Origin of the sequence: Thalassospira lucentensis (genome assembly GCF_032921865.1) — a bacterium.
Taxonomy (GTDB): domain Bacteria; phylum Pseudomonadota; class Alphaproteobacteria; order Rhodospirillales; family Thalassospiraceae; genus Thalassospira; species Thalassospira lucentensis_A.
The window spans coordinates 4,015,282-4,041,888 of the sequence record NZ_CP136684.1; the positions used below are offsets into that span (position 1 = coordinate 4,015,282).

A 26,607-nucleotide genomic window follows, 5' to 3' on the forward strand; every position below is an offset into this window, starting at 1 on the left:
CATGCACCACGACGTCATCGTCATCGGCGGGAGCTATGCGGGCATGGCCGCCACCCTGCAACTGGTACGAGCGCGCAGGTCCGTGCTGGTGATCGACGCTGGCGAGCGGCGCAATCGCTTTGCCAGCCATTCGCACGGGTTTCTCGGCCAGGATGGCGTCCCTCCCGGCGAGATCGCGGCGAACGCACGTCGCCAGCTCGAAACCTATCCGACGTTGACCTGGCTCGAAGGCCGGGCCGAAGCCGTTTCAGGGCAGGTGGACGAATTCACTGTCACGACGTCCGATGGCGTACCGCACCAAGGCCGCCGCATCCTGCTGGCCACCGGCGTGGCCGACCAGTTACCTCCCATCGCCGGACTCGCAGAGCGCTGGGGCAAGGCGGTCTTCCATTGCCCGTACTGCCATGGCTACGAACTCGGCCAGGGCCGCATCGGCATCATCGGCGCCGGACCGCTGTCCGTCCATCAGGCCGAACTGCTCACCGATTGGAGCGATGTGACCTTGCTCGTCAACAGTGCCGTGGAACTGAGTCAGGAGGCCAGGGCCACTTTGGAACGCCGGGGCGTGACGATCGAGGAGGCACCCATCGACAGGATTGACGGGCATGCCGACGTGGCGATGACCGACGGACGGCTGTTGCCCTTTGCGGGCCTGTTCACGGCGACGCGCACCGTTCCTTCCGGCTCTCTGGTCGAAGCGATGGGCTGCGCGCTGGAAGAAACGCCCCTCGGCATGCAGGTGCGCACCGACGCCGAGAACAAGACTTCGGTGCCGGGTGTGTTTGCCTGCGGCGATGTGGCCCGGGCACCCCATTCAGTATCGCTGGCCGTGGGCAATGGCGCCATGGCCGGCGCCCAGGTGCACCGCTCGCTGCTCTGGCCAGAGACCGTCCAACCCGTGCAACAAGAGAAGGCTGCCGCCTCATGACCCCGTTCACGTTTTCCGGCACGACCATCGTTTCCAGCTATGCCGAGAACGCCACGCGAATGGTGCCCGGCCTGCGCGACTTGCCGAAGATGGCCGGCGCGCTGCTGGCCGAGCGTGTGCCGACCGATGCGCGCATCCTGGTGCTGGGTGCCGGCGGTGGGCTTGAGTTGAAGGGCTTCGCCGAGATGCAACCGGGTTGGCGCTTCGATGGCGTGGATCCGTCGGCCGAAATGCTCCAGTTGGCCCACACGACCCTGGGACCTCTCGCATCCCGTGCGCGCTTGCACGAAGGCTATATCGACACGGCTCCCATGGGACCGTTCGACGGCGCGACCTGCCTTCTGACGCTGCACTTTCTTCCGCGGGCCAAACGCCTGGAGACCTTGAAGCAGATGCACGTGCGACTCAGGGCCGGCGCTCCTCTGGTCGTCATCCATCACAGCTTCCCCAACGAAGGTCCGGACCAGGACAAGTGGCTCCAGCGCAACGCTGCTTTCGCGGTCGCCTCCGGAATGCCTTCGGCACAGGCCGAGAACATTCGGGCGCTCAAGGAGCGATTGCCCGTACTCTCGCCGGAGCAAGATACTGATCTGCTCAGCGAGGCCGGATTCACGCACATCGAGTTGTTTTATTGCGCATTCACTTTCAAGGGCTGGGTCGCGTACAGGCGATGAACGACTGAGCCCCCCGGCCGCGTTGTGGCACGATGTGAGCCTCCGCATCGTCCTGGGCAGTTGCCGCCGTTTCTTTCCAAGGCCTGCCGGTTCTCACCATGGCATTCAGAATGATCAGCAGCTTGCGCATGCAAGCCACGATGGCGACCTCTTTGGGCTTGCCTGCCGCCACCAGCCGCTCATAGCAGGCTCGGATCAGAGGGTTGTGCCGCATGGCTACGATTGCCGCCATGTAGAGGGCGCTGCGCACCGTTGCCCGACCACCGCAGATCATTCGCTTGCCGCGTGACTGGCCCGAGTCCCGATTCATTGGCGCGACGCCGACCAGTGAGGAGATCTGCTTGGCCTTGAGCTGCCCCAATTCTGGAAGCTCGGAGATCAGCGCAGCCGTAGTCGCCGGCCCAACGCCTTTGACGCTCTGAAAGAGCTTCGTCAGACTGACTTGATATTTGGCGAGATGCGCTGCGATGCTCGCGTCGATGTCCTGAACCTGGCGCTTCAGGATGTTCATCAGTTCGATGATCCCAGGCTGCACATCCGAGTGAGAGGCGTACTTGCGCTGACGTTCACTGACTTGCAAGCGGACAAGCTGCCTCCGACGGGTCACCAACGCATGCAGGCGCTGCTGCGTCTCATCTGCCATCGGCCTGGTGAGGCGATCCCGGTCTGGGCGTTTGTCGATCACTTCGGCCAGCTCTGCCAGCATCAGCACGTCGACGCGATCCGTCTTTGCCAGCCTGCCCATCGCCTTCGCGAAATCTCGCGCCTGTCTGGGATTGACTACCGCCACCTGGAATCCTGCGGCTTGCGGGGCGCAGGCACAGGCACAGGCAAATTGGTAGCGGCCAGTGGCCTCCATGACGACGAGTGAAATTGGTTGTCTCCTCAGCACTGCCACCAGGGCCTGGTGGCCCTCTTGGTCGTTACTGAAAACGGTGGCTGCGCCATCCCTCCCGATGGCTACATCAAGTGTGTTCTTCGAGATATCGATACCGACGACTATTCCATTGGCCATGATCTCTATGCCCCATCCTTGCAAATGCGAATGTGGTTCCTGCAACTGTTCGGGCTTGCAGAGACCAGTCGCAGACATGCGCTCAGGACTGACGCACGGGCTTGGAAGCACCGAGGGATAACGAGCTACATGCTGCGGCCCATCACCGGTGCCAAACGGCACCGGGCGTGAACGGCCCTCCGATCACGTGGAATGGAAGATACAAGGGATCAAAGCCGGATGGCCGCGATTTGGCACCAAGCGCGGGGCGCAGCCCGTGAACCCGACGGCGGTAGGCCGGGACGCTATCGCACTGCGGAATTGCCACAATGAAATGCAACAGATCGTTAAAATAACGTCATATCAAGGAAAATACTGAGGCAGGGAGACGGTCATGGCTATATTGCAAGAGATATTGGTTTGGACCCAGGGAATTCCCGCGTGGCAGAGCGATGCAATTTCTCGCTTGCTGGCGAAACAAACACTGACACCGCAGGACTACGAGGATTTGTATGCCTTGCTCAAGCTGGCACACGGAATCCCTGACCCAAAGAATCGTCAACCTCAGCCACTAACCGCCGACCAGATCCCAGCGAAGGTTAAGGCGACCACGCACATCGAGCTGCGGGCCATCAAGAATCTGCTTAACGTCAACGCAATTGCCGAGAATCAGCAGTTGGCGGTGGGTTCGGCGGGCATGACTGTCATTTATGGCGACAACGGATCCGGCAAGTCAGGATATTCGCGCGTTCTTAAGCGTGCCTGCCGCGCTCGCGATCAGTCCGAGCCCATTCATCCCAATGCCAATCTGCCCGGGGCCAAGGCAGGTAATGCTCAAGCATCCTTCGATATCACGATTGACGGTGCCGTCAAGGAAGTGACTTGGCACCAAGGGAAAGAGGCTCCACCAGAGCTTTCTTCATTCGCTATCTTCGACGCGCATTGCGCCCGGGCATATTTGGATAGTGAGGATGACTTCTCCTACGTGCCGTATGGTCTTGAAGTATTCGAGACGCTCGCCAAGGTCTGTCAACAGCTTAAAAACTCCGTTGAGCAGGAACACAAGCAGTCGGCTGTAGACCTCGCCGTATTCGCCCCGCTGCACGGCGAAACAGCCGTCGGCAAGCTGATCACGGGGCTCTCCGCGAAAACGACCACGGCTCAGATTGAGGCACTTGCCACTTTGAAGCAGGAAGAGCTTGAGCAGCGGGAAACGCTGGAGAAAAGCCTCAAAGAGAACAACCCGAAGGAGAAAGCCGGTCTCTTGCGTTTGCGCGCACGCCGCATTGCGGCGATCGCCAAGAATGCAGCCGATAAAGGACTTGTCGTCGGCCCCGAAGCCATCGCCAAGTTGAAGGCGCTGGCTGATAGCTTCCGTACAGCACAGGTCGCCGCCGCCCTTGCAGCGAAGAATTTCAAGGAGGGCGAAAATCTGCTGCCGGGGACTGGCGGAGAGGCGTGGCGGGAATTGTTTGATGCCGCCCGGAAGTTCGCGCTTGAAGCTCATCCAGATAAACAGTTCCCTGACTTGGGGACGGATGCCGCATGCCCGTTGTGTCAGCAGCCTCTGGCTGCGGGCGCAGAACGGTTGCTGCGATTCGAGGCGTTCATACAAGCGGAAGCGGAAAAGACGGCGCAAGCGCGGCGCCAAGCGCTTGCCGCCGACTACCGCCCATTTGCGGCCTCCGTCATGGTGTTGAACTTTGATGAGGCGACGCAGGCGGAAGTAGCGGAAATCGACTCACCGCTAGTGGCCGACACCAAGACTTTCGAGGCCGCACTGTCGGCGCGGCACGAAGCAATCAAGGCAGCGGTCGTCTCGCATGACTGGACGGGACTGGATCAGGCCCTGGTCAGCCCAGCGGATCGACTACAGGTGCTCGCTGACAAATTGAATGCGGAGGCGGAGGCCCTGGATAGAGCCTCGAATGAAGAAGCTCGCGCTGTGTTGCAGAAGCAACTAGGCGAGTTGGATGCGCGCGTAAAACTCAGTCAAGTTAAGGAGGCCGTGGCTACGGCAGTGACGAAGTTGGTGCACCAAGGGAAACTGAAGAACTGCCTGACTGCGGTCAGGACAAACGCTATATCCCTCAAAGCATCGGAACTCGCGGAAAAGGTGGTCTCCAAGGAACTGGCCGATGCGTTGAACTGGGAATTCAAAGCACTGGGCGTAGGGAGCTTGAGAGTTTCGCTGCAAAGCCGTGCCGACCGAGGGAAGGCGCTGCACAAGCTGAAACTGCAACTGCCGCAGGTTCGTAGTCCGGGTGAGATTCTGAGCGAAGGCGAGCAGCGTGCCATTGCGATCGGCTCGTTCCTCGCCGAGGTGGGATTGAGCGGTGGGAAAGGCGGAATCGTCTTCGACGATCCAGTCTCGTCCCTAGATCATCGTCGGCGCGAGCGCGTGGCCAAGCGCCTGGCCGCTGAAGCGGTGCAGCGGCAGGTCATCATCTTCACGCACGACATCTATTTCCTCTGTCTGCTAGCCGAAGAAGCAAAGCAAGTGGGTGCGGCAGTGGTCACGCAGAGCCTGACGCGGCGTGCTGAAGGCTTCGGCATAGCCGACCCGGAATTGCCGTTCGAAGGAAAGAACGCGAGCAAGCGCATCGGGGTGCTGAAAGCACAGCAGCAAGCAATCGCCAAACTGCACAAGGAAGGCAACGAGCAAGAACATCAAAGGCAGACGGTTGATGCGTACTTCCGCCTGCGCATGGCATGGGAACGCGCGGTGGAAGAAGTCCTCCTGCGAGAAGTCATTCTCCGCTTCCGAAAAGGTGTGGAGACACAACGGCTCGTCGGCGTGAGTGTGGGCGACGATGACTACGCGCAGGTCAACGCGGGAATGAGCAAGTGCTCCAACTATGCCCATGACAAAGCGATGATGGGCGGTGTTGCTATTCCTGATCCAGACGAACTGCTCACAGACATCCTCGCGCTGGAGAGCTGGCGTGCACAGGTTCACAAGCGTTCGGAAGAAACCGCCAAGAAGCGCAAAGCAGGGCCGCCGATTCCCGCAGGAGCTGGCGTGCAGGTCGCTCCAGCCTGAGCCAATTGGATCAAGCGCACAAGAATCAGGCGAGCGATCACGAGCCAAGCCAGCAGCAACGCGGCAGTATTGCCTTCTGGAATCGGTTCATCAGGACCGCGCGAGGCGGAAAGGTCGTCACGCCTCTTGGCTTGTTTCCACATGATTGCGGTGCAGATCTGAAACCACCGCGATCAACCTGTTGATCGGCTCGGCCAGCCGCTTCGGCAATACACGGTGCTGGGTATGGGTTTTCAGATCGGCAATCCAGCGGTGCGCCACCCACACGTCCTCTTCGGGGTGGTGGTTGTCCACGCCGTTGCAATACTTGTAGCCAACGAGCGCATCCGTGTGCGACAGCAGGATGCGCGCCATCGTCATGTGGAAGCGATGGGCCTGGAGGTCCGCCGGGCTTCTGGGGCGCGGGAGGGTCAGCCGAAGGCATCGCTGGGCGTTGAACTCACTCCAGTCAGGGCCAACGACCTGCCCCGCGCGTTCAAGCATCTTGCGCGACTGCTCGTTCTTGCCGTTGACCAGCGCAACGGCGACCGTACCCTTCGAGTACTCCAGCTTTTCGGCGAGCAGGTTCATCCAGCGCACCAACTTGTTCAGGGTCTGATCGTCGGCGAACACAAGGAACTGATGGCGTTGCTCGTCATCCAGAAACGCCGGCAATTGCGCGTAGAGGGGGTACAACAGATCGTGGAGATAGATGTAGGTTTGCCGGCGTCCTTGCTCGTGGCTCTGCGTGGTTGCGGTTAGTACCCGTTGTGCCCACTCGGGCGTAAGTTCGTCCAGCACCATTTCGGTGATGTCGATGGAAATCAGCGGAAATCCGAGCGACTTCCCGATTAGTGCCTTGCGCCCGTCGAAGGCGTGGCCGAGTTCGATTTCAACGCCACCCAGTACCATCGGCTCGGTTTGAACAGGTGGCCCAAGCACGGCAACGTCGAGCCGGAATTTGCTGCCGAATGGCGTTTCCAGAGGATGCTCGGTTGCCACTTGGTCGGCACCGAGCAACATGTTGCCTTCCAACGGATAGTCCGACGCATCCGCATCCTTGAACGCCCAGGGCATCGCAAGCCCGGCACTCAAGCGCCGGGAGAGCTCGGCCGCGACAAGTTCTTTTGCCCGCCGGTGTTCGGGACTTTCCTGGACAGCGTGCCACCGACTGGCTTCTTCATCGTCAAAGTGCGCTTTGGGATTAAAGGCGTGCTGAGTTGGAAGCACACGAAAATGGGATCGCCGACGCAGTTTCCCACTTTCAAAGGAAGGGCTAACCCATGTCACCATCTGCCGCGATGCGCCGGGAGACACTAGAGGCCAAAGCTTGCGCGCATGCTCCCGGCTGCGAACGTCGCGCGCAGCGATCGTGGTCTGGAAAATTCCTTTTCGAGAGAAGACAACGATCGCCTCGTCCATTCCTGTCTTGCCCCTATTGCGATGCGGCAGCGAACTTCGTGGTGCCATCCAGCTTGCGGTGAATCAGCGATACCAGCGTCAAGATGTCCAGCGCGTCCTGTTCGGACATGGGCCAATTCGTCTTGGGTGCATGGGCCAGCGGATTGCGCACAGCACCAAACAGTCCGATCAGCAGGTTGGCAAAGCCTTTCTGCTCGCTTTTTTCGGACTCGGTGGCGAGTGGTCCCAAAGCGAGAACAGGCTGCTGGCCCGCGAATGCCTTGTTCACCAGATCCGCGCCATCGCTGTTCAGGCCTGATAGCAGGCGAATCCGTTCTGCAACGCCTTTCGTTGCCTCAAACACGGCATGGAAGTAGTTTTCGTCCAGCAACTCGGCGCGGCAGTAGCTCAGCACTTCCGCATGAACGACACGGCTTTCCAGTGCGGCCTTGAGTTGTCCTGCACGGGCGCGCGCGGCATCGAGCGTCGTGGCCTTGTCGGCATGCCCGACCTTGCCGTCTTCGCGCATGTAGAAACCGGAGAAGGCCAGGACGACATTGAGTTCGTCGCGCCGCCAAGTGAATGTCACGGGGTCGCGGGCGTAGTTCACCGGGTTCATAGCGCGATTGATGAACATGATGAGATGGTTCCCGATCTGGTGCCGGTTTTGCGCGCCAGCCAGCGCATTGAACAACCGCTTCCATTTGGTAATGCCGGGCGACGTGTCGGCAACCTCGATTTCTTGCAACAAGCGCTCGATCTGCGTTCCACTCAGGCCCCGTTCGGTATCTGCAAGCACACGGCAAGCGGCTTCAAGATGCTGTGAGCTGAAAGGATCAATTCGCGTCGCCAATGTTTATCTCCCTCGTCAGGCATCAGATGATGGCCTGCAAGCCCTTGTCGGCGATGACGTTTAGCAGCTTGAGTGCCGGGCCGGTGGGATGGGTTTCGCCTTGCTCCCACTTGCGCACAGTCGAGGCCGAGGTATGCAGGTGCAGCGCAAACACCGGCTGGCTGAACTTCAAGGCTTCACGCAGGCGCTTGATGTCAGCAGCGCCAAACTCCCGCACTGGCGGCGGGCAAATCGCGTCGAACTCGCGCATCGTCACCTTGCTGATCGCTCCGGCTTCGTGGAGCGCCGCCAGGTCGCCGCGCAGCGATTCAATGATCTTGCTCACAATGCACCTCCAGTAAAACACCCGACTGCAACGCCTTCGACAAGGCTTCGGCAGGCAGTTCCAAGAACACCTTGCCGGCGAATTGCAGCGCCTTCTTCTCGTCCTGCGTGATGTTCGCCTTGTCGCTCTTAGGGAACCCATGCAGGAACACATAGCGGCTGCCAATCTTGGCCGACAGCAACGTGCGATAGCTGCCGCTCTTGCCTGCGCCAGGGCGGGCCACCCGCTTCTTGTAGAGGAAGCCTCCCAAGTCCGCGTCGATCAGACCGCTTTCCATCTCCTGAACTGCCTTGCACAAGGCAGCATCGGGCAGCTTCTCGCCCGACTGCCACCGAGCAAAGTCCTTGCGCTTGAGGATGGGCGTCATATCGACCTCCAAACTATACCCGTAACGGGTACACTTTTCAAGTTGGCGCGGTGAGGCCGCCCCGGAAGGGGCGGCACACCCGATTGTCGTGATAGCAACACGACAATCGGGGCTGGCAAGGCGGGAGCATGGTCGCCGGTCACGCCGTCGCCTCCGCAGCGCGGGATACGCCTGTGATCGTCTTGCGCCGATTTGCCACCAAATCAGCCGCTTCGCGCACCGGTTTGTCCTCTGTGTGGACGTAGCGCATGAACATCGCCACGGTCTTGTGCGCCGTCAGCGCCATGCCGACCTTCACCGGGATGCCGGAATTGGCAATGTCCGTCGCTGAACGGTGACGGATGCCGTGCGTGCCCACATGCGTCACGCCTGCAGCTTTGAGAGTGCGGCTCCAACCGTTGTAATACTCGCCGTCGGTCAGATGCCGATCAGGGTGACGCGGAGACGGTAATACATGGGGCGTCGTAGCATTGCGAGCCGCCGTCGAAAGAAGCCGATAGGCTTCTTCGCTCATGGGCTTGGACATACCGCCTGTCTTGCTGTCAGGCCACACCACCCGCCGGTTTTCCAGATCAATCCAATCCCATTGGAGTGAGACGATCTCAGAAAGGCGAGCGGCAAACTCGAATTGCAGGCGGATGGCCAACGGGATCACAGCATGCTCCAGGCCTTCCACCTCCAACTGGCCAAGGTAGCGAAACAACTTGCCCATTTCCTCGTCGCTGATCAGGTGAGTCGCCTTGCCGTTGGGGTACATCGGTACATGACGGCATGGGTTGGTGCCGTCAGGGCGATAGCCCCATACCTCGGCCAAGTTGAACATCTTGCGCATCACGCTGAACGTGCGGTTCGCATCGGCGGGCTTGTGCGCCATCTTCTTCATCATTGAAGCGACATCGGGCCGCTTCAGATCCTGCACCTTCAAGCGGCCAAGCATCGGAATGATGTTGCGATCAATGACGCTCTGGTAGCCTTCCTGCGTGCTCGGCTTGTTGCGCTGGCTGGAGTAGTCCTCCATGAACTTGATACACAGTTCCTTGACGGTGGGTGCCTGACGCGCTGCAGCCTTCTCTGCGGCAGGATCTCCACCCCGGCGCACTTGCGCCAGCCACTCCTGGGCTAGCGACCGGGCTTGTTCGACGGTCAGCTCTCCATACAGTCCCAAGGCAGGTTTGCGCCGCTCTCCGGCGTTTGTCCGGTACTGGAGCATGAACACCTTGCGGCCTGCCGGGGTGATCTTGCACAAGAAGCCAGGAACCAGGGTATCGCGCAGTTCGATGGGCTGAGCTTGGGCTTGTGCCGCATCGACTGCGGACTTGGTGAGTTTGATTTTCGCCATGATGACTCCTCGGAAGACCCGATTTCCAGGAGCCTGTTGGGAGCCAAGCGGGTGGAAGCCGGGTCAGGTTTCAGAAAGCACCGGCATATGATGAATCTGCCTAAGTTATTGATAAACCTGCTGTATCGAGCAACGGCGTAGCCCAGCGAAGTTCGGTGCTGGAGTCATGGTGAAATAAAAAAAACGCCCCGGCAAAACACCGGGGCGTTTTCATCGGATCGTTATGGAACGATCAATCTTTTTTCGCATCAGAATCCGGTTTCGGACGTGACGTAACCACCTCGTCAATCAGGCCGAATTCCTTGGCCTGATCCGGGGTAAGGAAGTTATCTCGCTCCATCGCGTCTTCAATCGTCTTGAGATCACGGCCGGTATGCTCGACATAGATCTCGTTAAGACGCTGACGCAACGCCAGAATTTCGCGAGCATGGATTTCGATATCCGATGCCTGCCCCTGGAACCCGCCGGACGGCTGGTGAATCATGACGCGCGCATTCGGCAGGCAGTAACGCTTGCCCTTTGCACCGGCCATCAGCAACAGCGATCCCATGGAAGCCGCCTGCCCCATGCACACCGTGGAAACATCGCAACGGATGTATTGCATGGTGTCATAGATCGCCAGACCCGACGTCACAACCCCGCCCGGGGAGTTGATGTAAAGCGAGATATCCTTGTCCGGGTTTTCCGATTCGAGATGCAGCAACTGCGCGCAGATCAGTGACGACATGCCGTCATGTACCTGGCCGTTGATGAAGACGATCCGCTCCTTGAGAAGACGGGAAAAGATGTCATAGGCCCGTTCACCACGGCTGGTCTGTTCAACCACCATCGGCACGAGCGAGTTCATCTGTGCTTCAATCATCGACTGCAATCTCCTTGCTGCATCCTAAACCGGTATGTCGGACGGATTACTTCTCTTCCGATTTATCGGCCTTTTTCTTGGCGGCCGGCTTCTTGGCAGCAGCTTTCTTGGCCGGAGCCTCTTTGTCTGCAGCTTTTTTAGCCGGTGCCTTCTTGGCAGCCGATTTCTTCTTCGGAGCTTCGTCTTCCTCTTCCGGTTTCAGAAGGTCTTCGACCGAAACGGTCTTGTCTTCTACCTTGGCGAGTTCGACGATGAAATCCACGACCTTGTCTTCATATACAGGGCCCTGAAGCGCCTGCAAGGCCTGCGGGTTATTTTTATAGAATTCAATAACCTGCTGTTCCTGACCCGGATATTTCTGGGCTTCGGCAACGAGGACCTTGTTTACGTCTTCCTGGGTAACCTGGATTTCGTTTTTACGGCCAACTTCTGCCAGCAGAAGACCAAGAAGAACGCGGCGTTCTGCGATTTCGCGGAACTCGGCGGTCAGTTCTTCTTCGGACTTGCCTTTGGTTTCGTCATCTTCCTGACCGGCTTCACGCGCCTGTTTGATCTGGCCGATGATGCCTTCCAGCTCGTTCTCGACCAGGCTGGTCGGCAGTTCGAAGCTGTGGTTTTCAGCAAGCGCGTCAAGCAACTGGCGTTTCAGTTTCTGACGGGCAACCGATTCGTACTCGCGGCCGTAATCCTTACGGATTGCGTCTTTAAGCGCGTCAAAGCTTTCCTGGCCGAGTTTCTTGGCGAGTTCATCATCAAGAGCAGCCGGTTTCTTTTCCTTGATTTCCTTGACGGTTACGTCGAACTCGGCATCTTTGCCTGCAAGTTCAGCCGCACCATAGGCTTCCGGGAATTTCACCTTGACGACAACTTCGTCACCAGCATTGACACCGGTCAGCTGGTCTTCGAAACCTTCGATGAACGAGCCCGAACCAAGTTCGAGTTCGTAATCTTCGGCTTTACCGCCTTCGAAAGCTTCGCCACCGATTTTGCCAAGGAAGTCGATGACGACAACGTCACCGGCTTTCGATTTGCGCTTGCGTGCGAGCGGCTCGGTGGTGCCCTGCGCTGCTGCAATACGATCAAGCGTTTCGTTGACTTTCGCATCGTCAAGTTCAACGACTTCGCGGGTCAGCTTCAGCTTTTTGAAGTCCATCGGCTCGATGGCCGGGATGACTTCGACAGCAATGGCGAACTCAAGATCCTTGCCTTCGTCAAACGAGGTCACTTCGATTTTCGGCTGAACGGCCGGGCGCAGGTCATTATCGTTAAGAACCTTGCCGGTGTTTTCGTTTACAGCGGATTCGAGAACTTCACCCATGACGGCCTGGCCATAGCGCTGGCGCAGCAGTTTCGCCGGTACTTTGCCCGGACGGAAGCCCGGAAGGCGAACCTGGTCTTTGATCTCGTCGAGTTTGGCGACGACTTTTTCTTCGATCTGAGCGGCGGGCACAACGACTTTGAACTCGCGCGCCAGGCCTTCGTTTTTGGTTTCAGTAACCTGCATAGATAACTCTTTTGCTTGGTTCGAATAATGTCCGTTACGCGACGCAGTCCGGACGTCAGAAAGTCAATATGACTAAACGAATATGCATCCTGGTCTTAATTTATGGTCAGCTTATGGTACGGGCGAAGGGACTCGAACCCCCACGGATTGCTCCACTGGAACCTAAATCCAGCGCGTCTACCAGTTCCGCCACGCCCGCACACAAGCATACCAAACACACCGGAAGTACCGGTGTGGGTGCGCCTTAATACAAACTTCGATCACCTCATGCAAGCATCGCCTTTTAGACAGATGCATTCAGGCCTGAATTTAATGTCCGACAGGCAGGATTTCTGCGTTTCACAACGCTTTTGGAAGGTACAAAAAACTATCGCGCAAGGCGCTTTACAGCCCCCGATGCGGCTATTCTACCCTGCCCGATATAGCTTTCATGGTTCTTTTCGATATCGGCAAGATCGTAAAGATAGTTGACCATCATGCCAAAAGACTGCTGCCAACCGGCTTCGTTTCCATTGCCAAGCCAGTTCAGCCTCTCAACCCGAGCGCCGTTGGTCAGATGAAAATGCGCAACAGGATCAAAGGCCGTCCCGCTATCAGGACGCCGGGCATTCAGAAGATACCAGCAACACAACTGCTCCAGTGCCTCGCGCGTTTCCGGGCTTACCTGCTCAGGCCGCTCCGCAGATGGTTGCGGTTCAAACAGATCTTCGCAGTCGGTAATTGCCGCTTCGATATGGACAGGAAGTCCTCTATTCGACTTGGCTGTTACACTGGGGCCCGCAATTGCGGGCAAACCGGTCACTTCGCCACGATGGCGTGCGTCGACCTGTTTTTGCACCCAGGACCGGAATCCCGGAATCGGAGACAGGGTACTGAACTGTTTAAGGTTCGGCAGGTCACGCTGCAATTCTGCGACCACCCGCTTGATCAGGAAATCGCCAAAACTGATACCGGCCAGACCAGCCTGCGCGTTCGAGATCGAATAAAATATTGCCGTATCGGCGTGCCGGGGATCGGCCGCATCTTCGTCCCGGTTGATCAGATCGTCGACACTGCCTGCAATCCCGTTGACCAATGCAACCTCGACAAAAATCAGCGGTTCATCTGGCATACCGGGATGGAAAAACGCAAAGCAACGACGATCCGATGCCAGACGCCCCTTCAGGTCATCCCAGCTTTTGATCGCGTGAACCGCTTCATAAGCAATCAGTTTTTCAAGCAGTGCGGCTGGCGAATTCCAGGTGATTCGCGACAGCTCAAGGAATCCGATGTCAAACCATCCCGCCAGCAATGTTTTCAGATCGCGTTCCAGAATGCCAAGCCCCGGCGCTTCGCGGCGCCATCGCAAAAGATCCGCGCGAAGATCGACCAGAAATTTAACACCTTGCGGTAATGAATTGAATTCTTTCAGTAATGACCGGAATGGCGGTACCAATGCTGTACGCAATTCTGCTTCCAGCAAGGCACGTTCGGCAACATCGTCCGCCGCCGTCCAATCGGAAACAACATCGGCAACCCGATCCCGATCGACATCAAATTCGGTGATCAGAAGGTGCAGGAATTCCTTTTTTCCGGCTTCATCAAGGCGCAAAAAGTCATGCCCCAAAGTCGCCGCCCGCGCACGTGCCGAAACCGCGCCACCGCGCCGTGCCAGACAGGCTTCTATCTGGTTGCGCCATCTTTCCTTGCGGTTCTCGTTTTCGTCAAAGCCAAGCCCGCGTGCGACCGTGCTGTCGCGCAATTCGCGCCATGCAGAACGCAGGTTATCAAGCGTTCGATCCAGAAAGGTCTGCGACATCCCATTCTCCAAAACCTGTTGTGTCGGCTCCGTGCAGAACCACCGCGCATTTGCAACAGCCTTGGCGTTTCACATTATTTTGTTTCCAGCCCGTTTCGGGCGATATCCACTGCCACTGCCATTGATATTGTGATCGCGGCGACATTCCGCCAGCCGTCGATCCAATCCCATCTTAATGACAGGAACACAGACCATTTGTGTTCGATCTGTTAAATCATTTGGGCAATGCGTGCCAAAGTTCGCCCAGCAAAACCGGCAGATGTTCCGGGATATCTTCGGCAATCAGCCCCGGGCCAAGATCGGCCCCGGCGCGGGCATGAAGCCACGCCCCCATGCAGGCCGCATCAAACATTTCCATGCCCTGTGCCATCAGTCCGCCAATAATCCCCGCAAGCACATCACCCGATCCGGCCGTTGCCAGCCACGGCGCATCAATCGCATTGATTGCTGCCCGGCCATCGGGTGCGGCAATTACCGTATCCGCCCCTTTGATCAGGACAGTTGCCCCGCTTCGCTTGGCAGCGGCACGCGCACGACTTAGCTTATCGCCTTCGATATCAGGAAACAGACGAGCAAATTCACCTTCGTGCGGCGTCAGGACCGTGGGCCCCTGAATGGCGAAAAACAACGTACTTGGTTGTTCGGCAAAGCTTGTCAGCGCATCGGCATCCAGAACCGTGCACCGACAATAATGCAGCAGCGGAATGATACGACTGCATGTTTCATCGCCGACACCAAATCCCGGCCCGATGATCAGCGCATTGTGGCGGCAATCCTTTAAAAGGTCGTCCAGACTGGCAATCGGGGCCGTCATGATGCCCGGGCTGTCAGCCGCATAGACCGGAAGCGCCGAAGGATCAGCAACAACCGTAAGCAACCCTGCCCCGGCGCGCCGCGCCGCACGTGCTACCAGTCGCCCTGCCCCGGTCATGGATGCCCCCCCCACCACCAGCAGATGACCACGATGATATTTGTGCCCGTCAACACCTGGCCAATGTATTCCCGCCCGCCAGATACCGGGCTCGTTCCGCATCAAAGACGGGCGTATATCGCGGATGGTCTGATCGGTTATACCGATATCACGCACAATTACCTGCCCGCACAAAACGCGACCGGGCAATAAATAATGCCCCGGTTTTGGACGACAGAATGTCACGGTCACATCCGCCTTGATCGATACACCGCGCACTTCACCGCCGTTACCATCAACACCACTTGGCACATCAACGGCGATAACCGGCACGCCACAGGCATTTACGGCCCAAACCAGTTCGGCAAGTTCACCTTCGATTGATCGGGCGAGCCCGGCGCCAAACAGGCAATCAACAATCAGGTCAGCCCCGACCAGCAATGCGGGCGAAAGCCTCTCGACCGCACCGTCCCAACGCCCGGCATTCAATGCGGCATCGCCGGTAAGCTTTTCAGCTTCACACAGTAATCCTAACCGCACCGACCAACCGGCATGACGCAGCAGACGGGCAACAACAAATCCGTCGCCACCGTTATTGCCCGGACCACATAGCACCGTTACGGAACGCGGCGTCCAGCGCGATACGATTTCTGCAACAACGGCCGCACCGGCATTTTCCATCAGAACATCGCCAGCCGTTCCGGCGTCGATGGTTTTGCGGTCGGCTTCATACATCTGTTCGGTGGTCAGGATTTCGAACATTTTCACCTGTCACATTCGGTACTTTGGGGTAGTTGCCCGATCATCCGAAAATCGAACAGACACCGGTAGCTATTTGTTTTCCTGATCAGTATATTGCAAACGCAATCGCGAGTCAGAGACTAACGCGTACTTAACGATCTGCAACGAGGCTTTTCCGGCATGCATGTTGTCGTGATGGGCGCTGGAGTCATCGGGACGACGGCGGCCTGGTATCTTTTGGAAAACGGCCATCAGGTTACGGTCATTGATCGACAGCACGCCGCCGGACAGGAAACAAGCTTTGCCAATGGCGGGCAGATTTCCGCCTGCCACGCTACCCCCTGGGCAAATGAACATACCCCTGCACAAATTCTGAAATGGCTTGGCCGCGAAGAAGCGCCGCTTCTGTTCCGGATGCGCTGGGACCCGCAATTGTTTTCATGGGGCCTGCGTTTCCTGCGCAACTGCACTGACAAACGGGCCCGCGAGAACCTTGAAAAGGCATTGCGCGTCGCGACATACAGCCGCGCCTGCCTGAAAGACCTGCGCAGTACTCTTGGCCTTGAATATGATCACCTTGAACAGGGTATTCTTCACGTCTGCCGCAACGAGAACGAGCTGGCAACGGTTGAAAAGGCAACACGCCAGATGCAGGAATTCGGCCTGAACCGCCATATGGTCAGTGCCGAGGAATGCCTTGAAATCGAACCGGCATTGCGCGACAGCAATGCCAAAATCATCGGTGGCAGTTTTACGCCCGACGATGAAAGCGGCGATGCACGCAAATTTACCGAACTTCTGGCGGACCGGTGCCGTCAACGGGGTGCAGTATTCAAACTCGACACCATCATCACCGGACTGAAACAGGATCAGGGCCGCATTACCGCCGTCGTCACGGATCAGGGCGATATTTCCGGTGATCGCTATCTTATGTGTCTTGGCAGTTACAGTCCGCTTCTTTTAAAGCCCCTTGGCATCCATTTGCCGGTTTACCCATGCAAGGGATATTCGATCAGCATTGATACCACGGGATATAACGGCGCCCCGCAGGTGGCCCTGATCGACGACAGTGTAAAGATGGTCTATTCGCGGCTTGGAAACCGGCTTCGGGCTGCGGGGACAGCGGAACTGGACGGCTACAACCTCAGAATGTCGGAACGACGCCAAAAGATGATTGCCGATAAGGCATTCGAATTGTTTCCAAATTCCGGGGATCGTTCGACAATCGAGTTCTGGTCGGGACTTCGTCCCGTAACCCCGGATTCTGCCCCTGTCATTAGTGATACCAAATATGATAATCTGTATCTTAATACGGGGCACGGGACATTGGGGTGGACCATGAGTTGTGGTTCTGGAAAGGCGGTTGCCGATCTGATCGACGGTCGCACACCTGACATCTCGCTTCTCGGACTGGGCATCGACCGTTTTTAAACGATTGATTACTGGATAACGATGGGACCAGGGGCCGACATGACCACAGACTCCCCGATTGACGCTGAAACCGCGCCATTGGCAGATCAGGTTGTTTTGAATGCACTGCCCTATGCCGCAGTAATTTGCGAACGTAGTGGCAAGGTTCTGCAATGCAACGACGCCATGGCAAATCTGATCGGCGTTGCCCGCGACCGCATGATCGGGCGCAAGGCGGGCTTCCTGTCTGCCGGACTTCTCAATGACATCGACGACGTGTTCGCATCAGGCCGTACGTGGCGCGGGGATATCGTGCTGGTCAATGCCAGCAACGAAAGCCATATGTGCGATCTCTCCATTGCTCCGTTGGAATATTTCCGTGAAAGCGAAACCTGCACAGCGGTCCTGATGACGCTTCTGGAAAATGACCGGCAGCAACAGGCAGAACGCACCTTAATGGAACAGAATCGCGACCGGTCAGATGCCAATGCGTCAAAATCGGACTTCATAGCGAATATGGGGCATGAATTGCGCACCCCGCTTAACGCCATCATCGGGAACTCAGAACTGATCGCGCAGGGTGTTCTGGGCGAGCTTTCCGAGAGCTATCGTGATTGCGGACGAGACGTTCACGAGGCCGGAACCCACCTTCTGGAACTCGTGAACAATGTTCTTGATGTTTCCAAACTGTCAAACGGTTCGATGGCGCTGCAACTGGCCGAGGATGACATCAGTTCCGTGACGCAGGAAGCAGCAAAGCTTGTTCGCGACGATATCAAGAAACGGCATCATAAACTGACCCTGAATTTGCCAGAAAAACCGCTGGTGATGCCATGCGACCGGCTGAAACTGAAACAAATCCTGATCAATATCCTGAGTAATGCGGCCAAGTTCACCCCCGACAAGGGCCAGATTTCGCTGACATTGACGGTACTGGATGATGAAATCTGCTTTGCGGTGCAGGATAACGGCGTCGGCATGAGCCCGAATGACATTCCCCGCGCACTGGCCCGTTTTTCGCAATTGCATCCTTCGGGGGTCAAGGAAAGTGCCGGTACGGGTCTTGGCCTGCCGCTGGCGAAGCTTCTGGTCGAATTGCATGGCGGTCGGCTGAGCATCGAAAGCGACCTTGGCAAGGGCACGACGGTGCGGATCACCCTGCCCCGCGTTTGAATCTACCGGTAGAAATCAGAAAGGCTCGGCTGTTATCGCCGGGCCTTTTGTTTTGTTTGCATTACTGCGTGGCCGACTGGTTGATCTGATCATGACGCAACCGGATTTCTTCAGGCCAGCGGCTTTTGATATAAGACAGCGACGCAATAATTTCCTCGTCGGGCAAAACATCTTCGAACCCCGGCATTGCCGATTGATAGCCATCGCCGATCATCTTTGCCGGACCATACTTGGTCAATGCAAACAGCAAGTCATCCGGATGATGCCACGTATGACCGGTTTCGTCATGGGGTGGTGCCGGCAATAACCCGTCATCGCGCCGTTCACGCCAGTTTGCCTCGCCTTTGAAATCGCGTCCGTGGCAGGACGCACAATTGACGTCATAGATTTTCTTGCCCATTGCCACCAATTGCAAATCATCAGGCCGCAAACGTACCTGTTTGGCATCTTCTGTCTGGCTGTTGCCATAAACGACCAAACCAATCACGAAGATTGCAGATAGAGCTCCGCCGATGGCGAAAATCGACTTCTTTTTCACCGAACTTCTTCCTTCTTTCATGCTGAACAGGCTATCCAGCCAGATCATTGATAATGGGGCAATGTGGCCGGTGATCGCCTTGGCATGCGTCAACCAGATGCGCCAATGTCTTTTGCAGGCTTTGCAGTTCCGCGATCTTGCGTTCAATCTCGATCAGATGCGTTTTGGCAATCTGTTTCACATCGGCCGAGGCCCGATTGCGATCCTCGTAAAGCGAGAGTAAAACCCGACAATCCTCGACCGAAAAACCTAGGCCACGGGCGCGCTGCAGAAAACGCAGTTTGTGCAGGTCCTCGTCGCTGTAATCGCGATATCCGTTTTCCAGACGGCCAGGTTTTATCAGGCCTATATCCTCGTAATAACGGATGGTTTTTGCCGGAAGACCACTATCGCGTGATGCATCGGAAATGTTCATGATTATTCTCCGCGTACTTTCCATCGGCGCAGCAACAACGAGTTGCTCACAACCGAGACCGAGCTTAGCGCCATCGCAGCCCCTGCAATCGCCGGGCTAAGGATACCGAACGCCGCCAAAGGAACGCCGATGACGTTATAGGCAAAAGCCCAGAACAGGTTTTGTGCGATCTTGCGCCGGGTCGAGATCGATACATCAATCGCACCGGCGACAAGTGCCGGATCGGATCGCATCAGGGTGATACCCGCCGTTTCCATGGCAACATCTGTCCCGCCACCCATGGCAATGCCGACATCGGCCGCTGCCAATGCAGGTGCATCATTGATGCCGTCACCAACCATCGCGACATGGCGACCGTTTTTGCGAAGTTTTTCGACCTCGCGCGCCTTGTCCTGCGGGCGAATGCGACCGCGCCCTTCTTCCAGTCCAAGCTGACCCGCGACATAGGCAGCGACATCTTCGCTATCGCCAGACAGCATGATGCTGGTGATCCCGCGCGCTTTCAGATCGGAAATCGCCTGCTTTGCAGAGGCACGGATACGGTCTTCGAGTGTGATGAACCCGGCAAAACGGCCATCAATCGCCGCCAGAATAACGGTCTGGCCCCGACCTTCGTGATCGGTAATTTGCCGGGCAAGTCCGCCCTCCGGCAAAGCAATATCAAGATCGGCAAGCATTGCCTCGCTACCGATCACGACTTTGTGACCCTCGACCATTGCCTGAACACCGGAACCTGTTTTGCTGCTAAAGTCGGTGATATCGGGAACTTTGACGCCCTGTTTCCGTGCCATATCGACAACGGCACGTGCCAGCGGATGTTCACTCGCGGCCTGAACGGCTGCGACCATACGCAGCAGCTCGGTTTTATCCGTTCCTTCCCCGGGGATGATATCGCGAACCGTTGGGGTGCCTTCTGTCAGAGTACCGGTTTTATCAAAAATTACGGTATCGACGTTATGCGCCTGTTCCAGCGCATCGAAGTTACGGATCAGAATACCGCTTTTGGCAGCCGCCCCCGTCCCTGCCACCAGTGCGGTTGGCGTTGCAAGCCCCAATGCGCAGGGGCACGCAATGACCAGAACCGAAACCGCGGCAACAATCGATGCCTCAATACCTGCACCGAAAAACAGCCATCCGCCAAAGGTAACCAAGGCAATCACAATAACCACCGGCACAAAAATCCCGGAAACCTTGTCGACCAGTTTCTGAACCGGTGCCTTTCCGGTTTGCGCCTGTTCAACCAGCCGAATGATCCGCGACAGGGTTGTATCTTCGCCGATTGCCGTCACTTCAATATCCAGCCGCCCGGTGCCATTGACCGCTCCGCCGACAACCCTATCGCCGGGCACGCGTGCCACGGGGCGCGTTTCACCCGTGATAAGGCTTTCATCCAGTTCACTTTCACCGGCCGAAACCTTGCCATCGACGGGAACCCGTTCACCGGGCAATACCCGGACGATATCCCCGATAACAAGCTCGGCGATATCGATTTCAATTTCACCCTTGGCCTGATCAAGTTTGCGGGCCTTACGCGGACGCAATGCCATCAGTTCACGAATGGCGGCTGACGCACCACGTTTGGCGCGCTCTTCCATAATCTTGCCCGCAAGGATCAGGGTGATGATCGCAGCCGATGCCTCGAAATAAAGATGCGTCTGCTCGTCATGACCGGCCACCAGCATGTTATACAGGCTAAGGAAATAGGCAGCCGATGTACCAAGGGCGACCAGCACGTCCATATTGGCGCTGCCATTGCGCAACGCCATCCATGCACCGCGATAGAACCGCCACCCGATCAGGAACTGCACAGGCGTAGCAAGGGCCAGTTCGACCCAAGGGCTCAAATGAAAATCGACACCCAGATACATCCAGATCATCTGGGCAACCAGTGGCACTGTCAGGACGATTGACACACCCAACCACAGAAGCGATTTATCGAAACCGGTTTTGTCAGAACCCTGCCCGTCAATTGGGTTGGACTTGTTGCGTGAAACCGCGTGATAGCCAGCCTTTTCAACCGCGGCAATGACATCCGCATCCCCCCCCTGCCCGGGCAAGGTACGGATATCGGCACGCTCCAGCGCGAAATTGACGCTGGCTTCGGTAACGCCGGGCAATTTGCCCAATGCCTTTTCCACACGAAGCGCGCAGTTGGCACAGGTCATGCCATCAATATCAAAGGACCGGCTTTCATCCGCCACGGAATATCCTGCGGAACGAATGGTGTCGGCCAGTTTCCCCACAGATGTCTGATCACGATCAAAGGTGATATGCGCAGAATTCAGCGCAAGGTTCACCTCGGACGATACATCGGGCAACTTACCAAGTGCCTTCTCAATTCGCCCGGCACAGGATGCGCAGTTCATACCACCGATCTGCAGGGTAACTTCGTCTTTCAATCCCTCACGTACGGCTTTCACCGCACCGGGTGCACCGTTGCCATCGTTTTTTTCGGGAATATCGGCTTCTGATCGCCTATCCATTCTGGTCACCATTCCATAGTCAATAACTTGATATGGGCGACCATAGAGATTCCAGCAACTGGAAGGTCAAGCGGAAACTGGCGAATTGATTTTGCATTATCAATTCATCACCAAACATCGGATAAAAAAGAAAAACCCCGGACAATGCCGGGGTTCTTTTGATGGCAGGTATCGACCTTAGGCGTGCGGGTTTGGCTCGCCCACAGCGCGGAACTGGATATAGTTCGGCAGGCCCATCATATCGATCAGGCGGATTTGCTGTTCCAGCCAATATGCGTGATCCTCTTCACTGTCATCAAGCAGCGTGGTCAGCATATTGCGCGTCTGGTAATCCTCTTCCTTCTCGGCAAGTTTGATCGCCTTTTTCAGAAGATCGATCACATGATATTCGTGCTCAAGATCATTTTTCATCATCTCGAGCACGGTTTTGCCGATCTTGATCGGGCTGCGCGACGCGGTATCGGGCACGCCTTCAAGGAACAGGATACGCTCGATCAGGCGTTTTGCATGTTCGAGTTCCTCGTCCTTTTCATGGTGCATCCGGGTATAAAGCGCATGCAAACCCCAATCGAGGTACATCTCGGCGTGGGTGTTGTATTGGTCTGCAGCAGACAATTCAGCCGTAAGCTGCTTGTTCAGCGCGTCGATAACCTTCTTGTTACCCTTCATGGCGTTAAGCTCCTGCTGTATTAGTCGCCGTCGCCAGAACGGCTTTGAATGTAATTCTGCATCCCGACATTTTCGATCTGCCACTGCTCTGTTTCCAGCCAGTCGACATGTTCTTCCTGATCTTCAAGGAATTTGACCAGCAGATCGCGGGTTACGAAATCTTCGGCTTTTTCGCAGGCGGTAATCGCCTCGCGCAGAAGCGGAAGGCTTGCCAGTTCGAACTTCATATCGCAGGAAACGATTTCCTCGACATTCTCGCCGATCATAAGCTTGTTCAAATTCTGAAGGTTGGGCAGTCCTTCAAGGAACAGAATGCGCTCGATGGTGTCATCAGCACGTTTCATTTCCTTGATCGAAAGCTTGTATTCGTACTCGCCCATTTCTTCCACGCCCCAGTCGCGAAGCATACGGGCATGCAGGAAATACTGGTTAATCGCCGTCAACTGATTGGTCAGCACGCGATTAAGATAACCGATGATCTTGGGATCACCCTTCATGGTGGCACTCCTGATGATTGGGCTGTTCAAATAGTGGGATCGACCATCCCCCTTTTCAAGGGAAAACCACGCCTTTGATTACCATTATCAATAATTTAGCCGATTTTTACGCTAATTCTCAATTCACGGCATACAAGTAAAAATCATTCGCGTGTTTAGTCCTGCGAATGAAAATCGGTTAGCGCTTTGCCGTCTGATTTTGATCTTTTTTCCGATCTTCGGGGCGAAATCCTTCGTACGAGTCGTGATCCAGCTTCATGCCGTCGGAGCCACCTTGGAAATACCTGCCTGTAAAACCATTCGCTTTGTTCTTGGCGACCAGCTTTCCACCACTCTTTCAAGCCTGCGTGATGCCAATCCGGCGCAGGATGTGATTGTGATGGCAGAACCTCGTGATGAGGCGACCTATGTTCCGCATCATCGACAAAAGATCGTTTTCATTCTGTCTGCCATGCGCCATTTCGCCCAAGATTTGCGCGAAATGGGTTTCGAGGTTTGTTATTTCGATTACCAAACTCACCCCACCAGCAGCTTTACCGATGCCCTGAAACTGGCGTTGAAACATCACCCGGTGAAACAGGTGATCATTACGGAGCCAGGTGAATGGCGAATACTTGGCGAGGTCGCAAAATGGGCCCGTACATTTGATATCACGCTTGATGTTCGTGCTGATGATCGTTTCTTTGCCCCGCTTTCAGCATTTGCCGAGTTTGCCGAGAACCGCAAGGAACTCCGTATGGAGTATTTCTATCGGCAACTGCGACGTACGACCGGCATATTGATGGAACAGGACGGAAAACCGGTCGGCGATCAGTGGAATTTTGATCACGATAATCGCAAACGTCTTCCCGACGATAAAAGACCACCAAGCCCCCTCACTTTCAAACCAGACGCGATCACACAGACATTACTGGAACACGTTGCACAAGATTTCCCGAACGCCTGTGGGAAGCATGAAGGTTTCGGCTGGGCGGTCACCCGACAGGATGCACTAAAAGCCATAGATCACTTTATCGAACATCGATTGCCGCTATTTGGCGACTATCAGGATACGATGACGGTAAAAAGCAGCACCGTTTATCACGCTCTTCTAAGCGGCTATATCAATGTGGGCCTTTTGCTTCCCGATGAAGTATGCCGTGCCGCCGAAGATGCCTATCGCAACGGTAAAGTGCCGATCAACGCCGCCGAAGGCTTTATTCGTCAGATACTCGGCTGGCGCGAATATGTGCGTGGGCTTTACTGGCACATGGGGCGGGACTATGGAAAAAGCAGCTATTTCGATGCTAGGCGCCCTCTGCCCGCCTTTTTCTGGAATGGTGACATTGCGATGAACTGCCTGCATCACGCCATCACCGAAACACTTGATAATGCCTATGCTCATCACATTCAGCGACTGATGGTGATTGGCAACTTTGCGCTTTTATCCGGACTTGATCCGAAGGAAGTCTGTGAATGGTATCTGGCCGTTTATATCGACGCATTTGAATGGGTCGAACTTCCCAACACCTATGGCATGGCACTTTATGCTGACGGCGGGAAAATGGCGTCCAAGCCCTACGCCGCCAGTGGGAAATACATCAACCGGATGTCCGATTACTGTTCGGATTGCCAGTACAACCCCAATAAGAACACAGGCCCCGATGCATGTCCCTTTAACGCGCTTTACTGGCACTTTCTGGATCGTAACGCCGAAAAACTTGGCAATAATCCGCGCCTTGGTATGCCTTATCGCAACTGGTCAAGCATGAATGGGAACAGTAAAACAGCATTGATACAACAGGCCGAAAGTTTCCTGAAACAGATGGATTGCGGAAAAACCCCACAGCCATCACGTCAGGGGAGCCTGTGGTAAACCAGCTTGCCGACAAAACAGCGGCGCGTTCAAAAGCCAGACAAACAAAAAGCCGGACAAATTGTCCGGCTTCTGCTTACACAGCTGCCTACAAACTGGCGCTGTCGAAATTCAGTCTGGCTTAAGCGATCGCGTCACGAGCAGCTTTGCGCGCTACGTCTTTGATCTGCCAGTGGGAAATCCCGACATCATCCAGATCACGCTTGTCGAGATTGTAGAGTTCGTTCGCGACAGAGCGTGCATAGGCCCAACGGCGAACAGCAACGAGAATACTGGACAGGAACATGTTGAACCTCCTTGGGTTAAGAATAAGAACGCTTGCCTGCGGGTCTTCCGCTTTTGGTCGGCGCGTTCATCACTTCACTTTCTGCAATGCAATATGCCCCCAAGTGACATATGTCTCAACCGCCAAAGATTGCATATCATCTATTCCAAAGTGTCACAATTGAATGGGTTCAATTGTGACACTTTGGCCCCGATCAAAAGAAAAATTGAAATAAATCATATATTTCAGCGTACGCCGAGCATGCGGCAACGCAACATAGTCAATCATGTTCGCACCGCTCATTCCGCCGTTACCGCGACAACAGCACATTTACCACCGGCAAGTTGGTCACGCACGCCCATCGCCAATTCAAAGAACTGTTCCCGCACGGCACCGGCATAAGGGTTCGCATTTTCAATCGCCCAGAAAACGCCGGGCGCATCGTAGCGCACCATTTCGGTCGCCTTTACGAGCAAATCAAAGCTTGCCGTTGTCATGCGCGCGGGCAATGGATCCATCCGGACCAGAACCTTGGCAATCAGGTGTGTCACCCCCTGCACGATAGCGGCCTCGCGGTCATGCTCATCGGGTGTAACTACAAACACCTTAAGCCGAAGAACGTGACGCAGGAACGCCGCAATTCGGCAGAATCTGCGCCCCCTAACAGGACAAATCGCGATCTTGAGCTCGGCAATACCGTCCCGAGCACTTTGCGGACCGAACAGGGGATGGGTTCCGATAATATCCACATGATCGGGAAGCCCCTCAAGCATTGCCCGCACCGGTTCCATTTTCACGGACCCTACATCCAGAACAATCGCCCCCGCACGCAAATGCGGTGAAATCTGTGCGATCACCGCCCTCATCTCTGTAACCGGGACAGCCAAAATGACGATATCGCATTTCGCCACGTTAATAATGTCAGCCGCCCGAATGTTTCCGGGCGTTGCTACCGACGCACATGCCGAAACCGCATCAGGATTAACATCATGCACCAAAATCGGAAAATGATCCGCCAGATGAAGCGCCGTCAAACGCCCAAAGGCGCCGAACCCCAAAATCCCTATCGTCGGATGAGCTGGAAATAAAAAAGGCATCGTCTGTCTCCAAAGAGCCGCGATGCCGGTGCCTGCCTTTTAAAATCAACCGCCGACGACGCAGCGGTTGAACATAGAAAAACGCTCCCGCCTTATGTGGCAGGGCCGTAATAGAAATCAGCAAACAGGCAAATAACGTTTTTCATGATTGCGATTAATAGTGCCAAACCATTTGATGTCAAGGCATCTTGATAGCAGCAATTCAAGCGGCATCCATTTGATGCCAGGCTCTTCCTGCCCCGTATATGACGGCCAGCCTAAAGGTCCCGTATTAAGTTAAACCTGCCCGTTTTGTTCTATGGCTGTTACAAATTCGAGCACATTTGATCGAATTGTGCATCACTGGAATAACTGTCTTGCGGCGAAATACGCTAATCATCTTTGCTGCCGTGCAATACAATCCAGAGATATAACGCTATTTTTGTAACAGTTTGTTTCAGTTCGCATTCTGGAAACGCCCTGTTACAGTTTTGTGAGTGCAAAGGGT

The 26,607-nt window shown here is 56.0% G+C and carries 23 protein-coding genes and 1 tRNA gene; 6 read left to right on the forward strand and 18 right to left on the reverse strand.

The features are described from left to right. The first annotated feature begins 1 nt into the window (after position 1). Together R1T41_RS19435 and R1T41_RS19440 are read left to right on the forward strand one after the other, a co-directional pair. On the forward strand, positions 2–928 hold the full coding sequence (locus R1T41_RS19435) for an NAD(P)/FAD-dependent oxidoreductase (RefSeq protein ID WP_033961688.1): 927 nt from the start codon (positions 2–4) through the stop codon (positions 926–928). Beyond that, positions 925–1,602 (forward strand): class I SAM-dependent methyltransferase, encoded by a 678-nt coding sequence (locus tag R1T41_RS19440; RefSeq protein WP_028624273.1) that lies wholly within the window; start codon positions 925–927, stop codon positions 1,600–1,602. The genes R1T41_RS19435 and R1T41_RS19440 overlap by 4 nt, the downstream gene beginning before the upstream one ends. On the opposite strand, the gene R1T41_RS19445 is transcribed toward R1T41_RS19440, so the two are convergent. Continuing rightward, the gene (locus R1T41_RS19445; RefSeq protein ID WP_196675685.1) at positions 1,574–2,617 is read right to left on the reverse strand and encodes a transposase; all 1,044 of its coding nucleotides are present in this window, start codon (positions 2,615–2,617) and stop codon (positions 1,574–1,576) included. The two genes, R1T41_RS19440 and R1T41_RS19445, sit on opposite strands and share 29 nt — an antisense overlap. Before the next feature lie 373 nt (positions 2,618–2,990). On the opposite strand from R1T41_RS19445, the gene R1T41_RS19450 reads away from it, so the two are divergent. Beyond that, complete coding sequence (locus R1T41_RS19450) at positions 2,991–5,639, forward strand: AAA family ATPase (protein ID WP_028624272.1); 2,649 nt, start codon at positions 2,991–2,993, stop codon at positions 5,637–5,639. A 117-nt stretch (positions 5,640–5,756) separates the two neighbouring features. Here the strand turns inward: R1T41_RS19450 and R1T41_RS19455 are convergent, their stop codons facing one another. The 10 genes from R1T41_RS19455 to R1T41_RS19500 form a co-directional block, all read right to left on the reverse strand. Continuing rightward, positions 5,757–7,040, reverse strand: a complete 1,284-nt coding sequence (locus R1T41_RS19455) for a hypothetical protein (RefSeq protein WP_028624271.1) — start codon at positions 7,038–7,040, stop codon at positions 5,757–5,759. A gap of 13 nt (positions 7,041–7,053) precedes the next feature. Then, entirely contained in the window at positions 7,054–7,872 is an 819-nt protein-coding gene (locus R1T41_RS19460; protein WP_317338638.1) for a TIGR02391 family protein, read from the reverse strand. Positions 7,873–7,894: 22 nt separating this feature from the next. Further along, entirely contained in the window at positions 7,895–8,197 is a 303-nt protein-coding gene (locus R1T41_RS19465) for a helix-turn-helix domain-containing protein (RefSeq protein WP_028624269.1), read from the reverse strand. Then, positions 8,181–8,564 (reverse strand): type II toxin-antitoxin system RelE/ParE family toxin, encoded by a 384-nt coding sequence (locus R1T41_RS19470; RefSeq protein WP_028624268.1) that lies wholly within the window; start codon positions 8,562–8,564, stop codon positions 8,181–8,183. Before R1T41_RS19470 ends, R1T41_RS19465 begins: the two co-directional genes overlap by 17 nt. Before the next feature lie 139 nt (positions 8,565–8,703). Then, positions 8,704–9,903: a tyrosine-type recombinase/integrase gene (locus R1T41_RS19475; RefSeq protein ID WP_028624267.1), complete on the reverse strand. Its 1,200-nt coding sequence runs from the start codon at positions 9,901–9,903 to the stop codon at positions 8,704–8,706. A gap of 232 nt (positions 9,904–10,135) precedes the next feature. Continuing rightward, complete coding sequence (gene clpP, locus R1T41_RS19480) at positions 10,136–10,765, reverse strand: ATP-dependent Clp endopeptidase proteolytic subunit ClpP (RefSeq protein WP_062948548.1); 630 nt, start codon at positions 10,763–10,765, stop codon at positions 10,136–10,138. Between the two features lie 46 nt (positions 10,766–10,811). Beyond that, entirely contained in the window at positions 10,812–12,269 is a 1,458-nt protein-coding gene (tig, locus tag R1T41_RS19485; protein WP_317338641.1) for a trigger factor, read from the reverse strand. Positions 12,270–12,383: 114 nt separating this feature from the next. Beyond that, positions 12,384–12,468 (reverse strand) — tRNA-Leu (locus R1T41_RS19490). A 168-nt stretch (positions 12,469–12,636) separates the two neighbouring features. Continuing rightward, entirely contained in the window at positions 12,637–14,067 is a 1,431-nt protein-coding gene (locus R1T41_RS19495) for a malonyl-CoA decarboxylase (protein ID WP_317338643.1), read from the reverse strand. A 214-nt stretch (positions 14,068–14,281) separates the two neighbouring features. Continuing rightward, positions 14,282–15,739, reverse strand: coding sequence for an NAD(P)H-hydrate dehydratase (locus R1T41_RS19500; RefSeq protein WP_317341598.1), 1,458 nt, complete (start codon positions 15,737–15,739; stop codon positions 14,282–14,284). 159 nt (positions 15,740–15,898) lie between these two features. Between R1T41_RS19500 and R1T41_RS19505 the strand changes: the two genes are divergently transcribed. Both R1T41_RS19505 and R1T41_RS19510 read left to right on the forward strand, forming a co-directional pair. Next, positions 15,899–17,149, forward strand: a complete 1,251-nt coding sequence (locus R1T41_RS19505; RefSeq protein ID WP_062948542.1) for a D-amino acid dehydrogenase — start codon at positions 15,899–15,901, stop codon at positions 17,147–17,149. Between the two features lie 39 nt (positions 17,150–17,188). Then, complete coding sequence (locus tag R1T41_RS19510; protein WP_317338646.1) at positions 17,189–18,301, forward strand: PAS domain-containing sensor histidine kinase; 1,113 nt, start codon at positions 17,189–17,191, stop codon at positions 18,299–18,301. Between the two features lie 61 nt (positions 18,302–18,362). Here R1T41_RS19510 and R1T41_RS19515 read toward each other — a convergent pair whose 3' ends face one another. The 5 genes from R1T41_RS19515 to bfr (R1T41_RS19535) form a co-directional block, all read right to left on the reverse strand. Then, positions 18,363–18,839, reverse strand: a complete 477-nt coding sequence (locus tag R1T41_RS19515) for a cytochrome c (RefSeq protein WP_317338648.1) — start codon at positions 18,837–18,839, stop codon at positions 18,363–18,365. Positions 18,840–18,870: 31 nt separating this feature from the next. Continuing rightward, positions 18,871–19,254 (reverse strand): Cu(I)-responsive transcriptional regulator, encoded by a 384-nt coding sequence (cueR, locus tag R1T41_RS19520; protein WP_062948538.1) that lies wholly within the window; start codon positions 19,252–19,254, stop codon positions 18,871–18,873. A 2-nt stretch (positions 19,255–19,256) separates the two neighbouring features. Further along, positions 19,257–21,737: a heavy metal translocating P-type ATPase gene (locus tag R1T41_RS19525; RefSeq protein WP_317338651.1), complete on the reverse strand. Its 2,481-nt coding sequence runs from the start codon at positions 21,735–21,737 to the stop codon at positions 19,257–19,259. A 177-nt stretch (positions 21,738–21,914) separates the two neighbouring features. After that, entirely contained in the window at positions 21,915–22,406 is a 492-nt protein-coding gene (gene bfr, locus R1T41_RS19530) for a bacterioferritin (RefSeq protein ID WP_317338653.1), read from the reverse strand. A gap of 20 nt (positions 22,407–22,426) precedes the next feature. Beyond that, the gene (gene bfr, locus R1T41_RS19535; RefSeq protein ID WP_062948534.1) at positions 22,427–22,903 is read right to left on the reverse strand and encodes a bacterioferritin; all 477 of its coding nucleotides are present in this window, start codon (positions 22,901–22,903) and stop codon (positions 22,427–22,429) included. A 274-nt stretch (positions 22,904–23,177) separates the two neighbouring features. Between bfr (R1T41_RS19535) and R1T41_RS19540 the strand changes: the two genes are divergently transcribed. Continuing rightward, on the forward strand, positions 23,178–24,758 hold the full coding sequence (locus R1T41_RS19540; RefSeq protein ID WP_317338656.1) for a cryptochrome/photolyase family protein: 1,581 nt from the start codon (positions 23,178–23,180) through the stop codon (positions 24,756–24,758). Between the two features lie 121 nt (positions 24,759–24,879). Here R1T41_RS19540 and R1T41_RS19545 read toward each other — a convergent pair whose 3' ends face one another. Both R1T41_RS19545 and R1T41_RS19550 read right to left on the reverse strand, forming a co-directional pair. Next, the gene (locus tag R1T41_RS19545; RefSeq protein WP_007089389.1) at positions 24,880–25,044 is read right to left on the reverse strand and encodes a DUF1127 domain-containing protein; all 165 of its coding nucleotides are present in this window, start codon (positions 25,042–25,044) and stop codon (positions 24,880–24,882) included. 278 nt (positions 25,045–25,322) lie between these two features. Next, positions 25,323–26,120, reverse strand: a complete 798-nt coding sequence (locus tag R1T41_RS19550; RefSeq protein ID WP_317338661.1) for a prephenate dehydrogenase — start codon at positions 26,118–26,120, stop codon at positions 25,323–25,325. Positions 26,121–26,607: the final 487 nt, after the last annotated feature.

Coding starts and splice junctions, on each gene's coding strand:
- R1T41_RS19435 (WP_033961688.1), top strand. CDS start 2: ATGCACCACGACGTCATCGTCATCGGCGGGAGCTATGCGGGCATGGCC.
- R1T41_RS19440 (WP_028624273.1), top strand. CDS start 925: ATGACCCCGTTCACGTTTTCCGGCACGACCATCGTTTCCAGCTATGCC.
- R1T41_RS19445 (WP_196675685.1), bottom strand. CDS start 2,617: ATGGCCAATGGAATAGTCGTCGGTATCGATATCTCGAAGAACACACTT.
- R1T41_RS19450 (WP_028624272.1), top strand. CDS start 2,991: ATGGCTATATTGCAAGAGATATTGGTTTGGACCCAGGGAATTCCCGCG.
- R1T41_RS19455 (WP_028624271.1), bottom strand. CDS start 7,040: ATGGACGAGGCGATCGTTGTCTTCTCTCGAAAAGGAATTTTCCAGACC.
- R1T41_RS19470 (WP_028624268.1), bottom strand. CDS start 8,564: ATGACGCCCATCCTCAAGCGCAAGGACTTTGCTCGGTGGCAGTCGGGC.
- R1T41_RS19475 (WP_028624267.1), bottom strand. CDS start 9,903: ATGGCGAAAATCAAACTCACCAAGTCCGCAGTCGATGCGGCACAAGCC.
- clpP (WP_062948548.1), bottom strand. CDS start 10,765: ATGATTGAAGCACAGATGAACTCGCTCGTGCCGATGGTGGTTGAACAG.
- tig (WP_317338641.1), bottom strand. CDS start 12,269: ATGCAGGTTACTGAAACCAAAAACGAAGGCCTGGCGCGCGAGTTCAAA.
- R1T41_RS19495 (WP_317338643.1), bottom strand. CDS start 14,067: ATGTCGCAGACCTTTCTGGATCGAACGCTTGATAACCTGCGTTCTGCA.
- R1T41_RS19500 (WP_317341598.1), bottom strand. CDS start 15,739: ATGTTCGAAATCCTGACCACCGAACAGATGTATGAAGCCGACCGCAAA.
- R1T41_RS19505 (WP_062948542.1), top strand. CDS start 15,899: ATGCATGTTGTCGTGATGGGCGCTGGAGTCATCGGGACGACGGCGGCC.
- R1T41_RS19510 (WP_317338646.1), top strand. CDS start 17,189: ATGACCACAGACTCCCCGATTGACGCTGAAACCGCGCCATTGGCAGAT.
- cueR (WP_062948538.1), bottom strand. CDS start 19,254: ATGAACATTTCCGATGCATCACGCGATAGTGGTCTTCCGGCAAAAACC.
- R1T41_RS19525 (WP_317338651.1), bottom strand. CDS start 21,737: ATGGATAGGCGATCAGAAGCCGATATTCCCGAAAAAAACGATGGCAAC.
- bfr (WP_317338653.1), bottom strand. CDS start 22,406: ATGAAGGGTAACAAGAAGGTTATCGACGCGCTGAACAAGCAGCTTACG.
- bfr (WP_062948534.1), bottom strand. CDS start 22,903: ATGAAGGGTGATCCCAAGATCATCGGTTATCTTAATCGCGTGCTGACC.
- R1T41_RS19545 (WP_007089389.1), bottom strand. CDS start 25,044: ATGTTCCTGTCCAGTATTCTCGTTGCTGTTCGCCGTTGGGCCTATGCA.
- R1T41_RS19550 (WP_317338661.1), bottom strand. CDS start 26,120: ATGCCTTTTTTATTTCCAGCTCATCCGACGATAGGGATTTTGGGGTTC.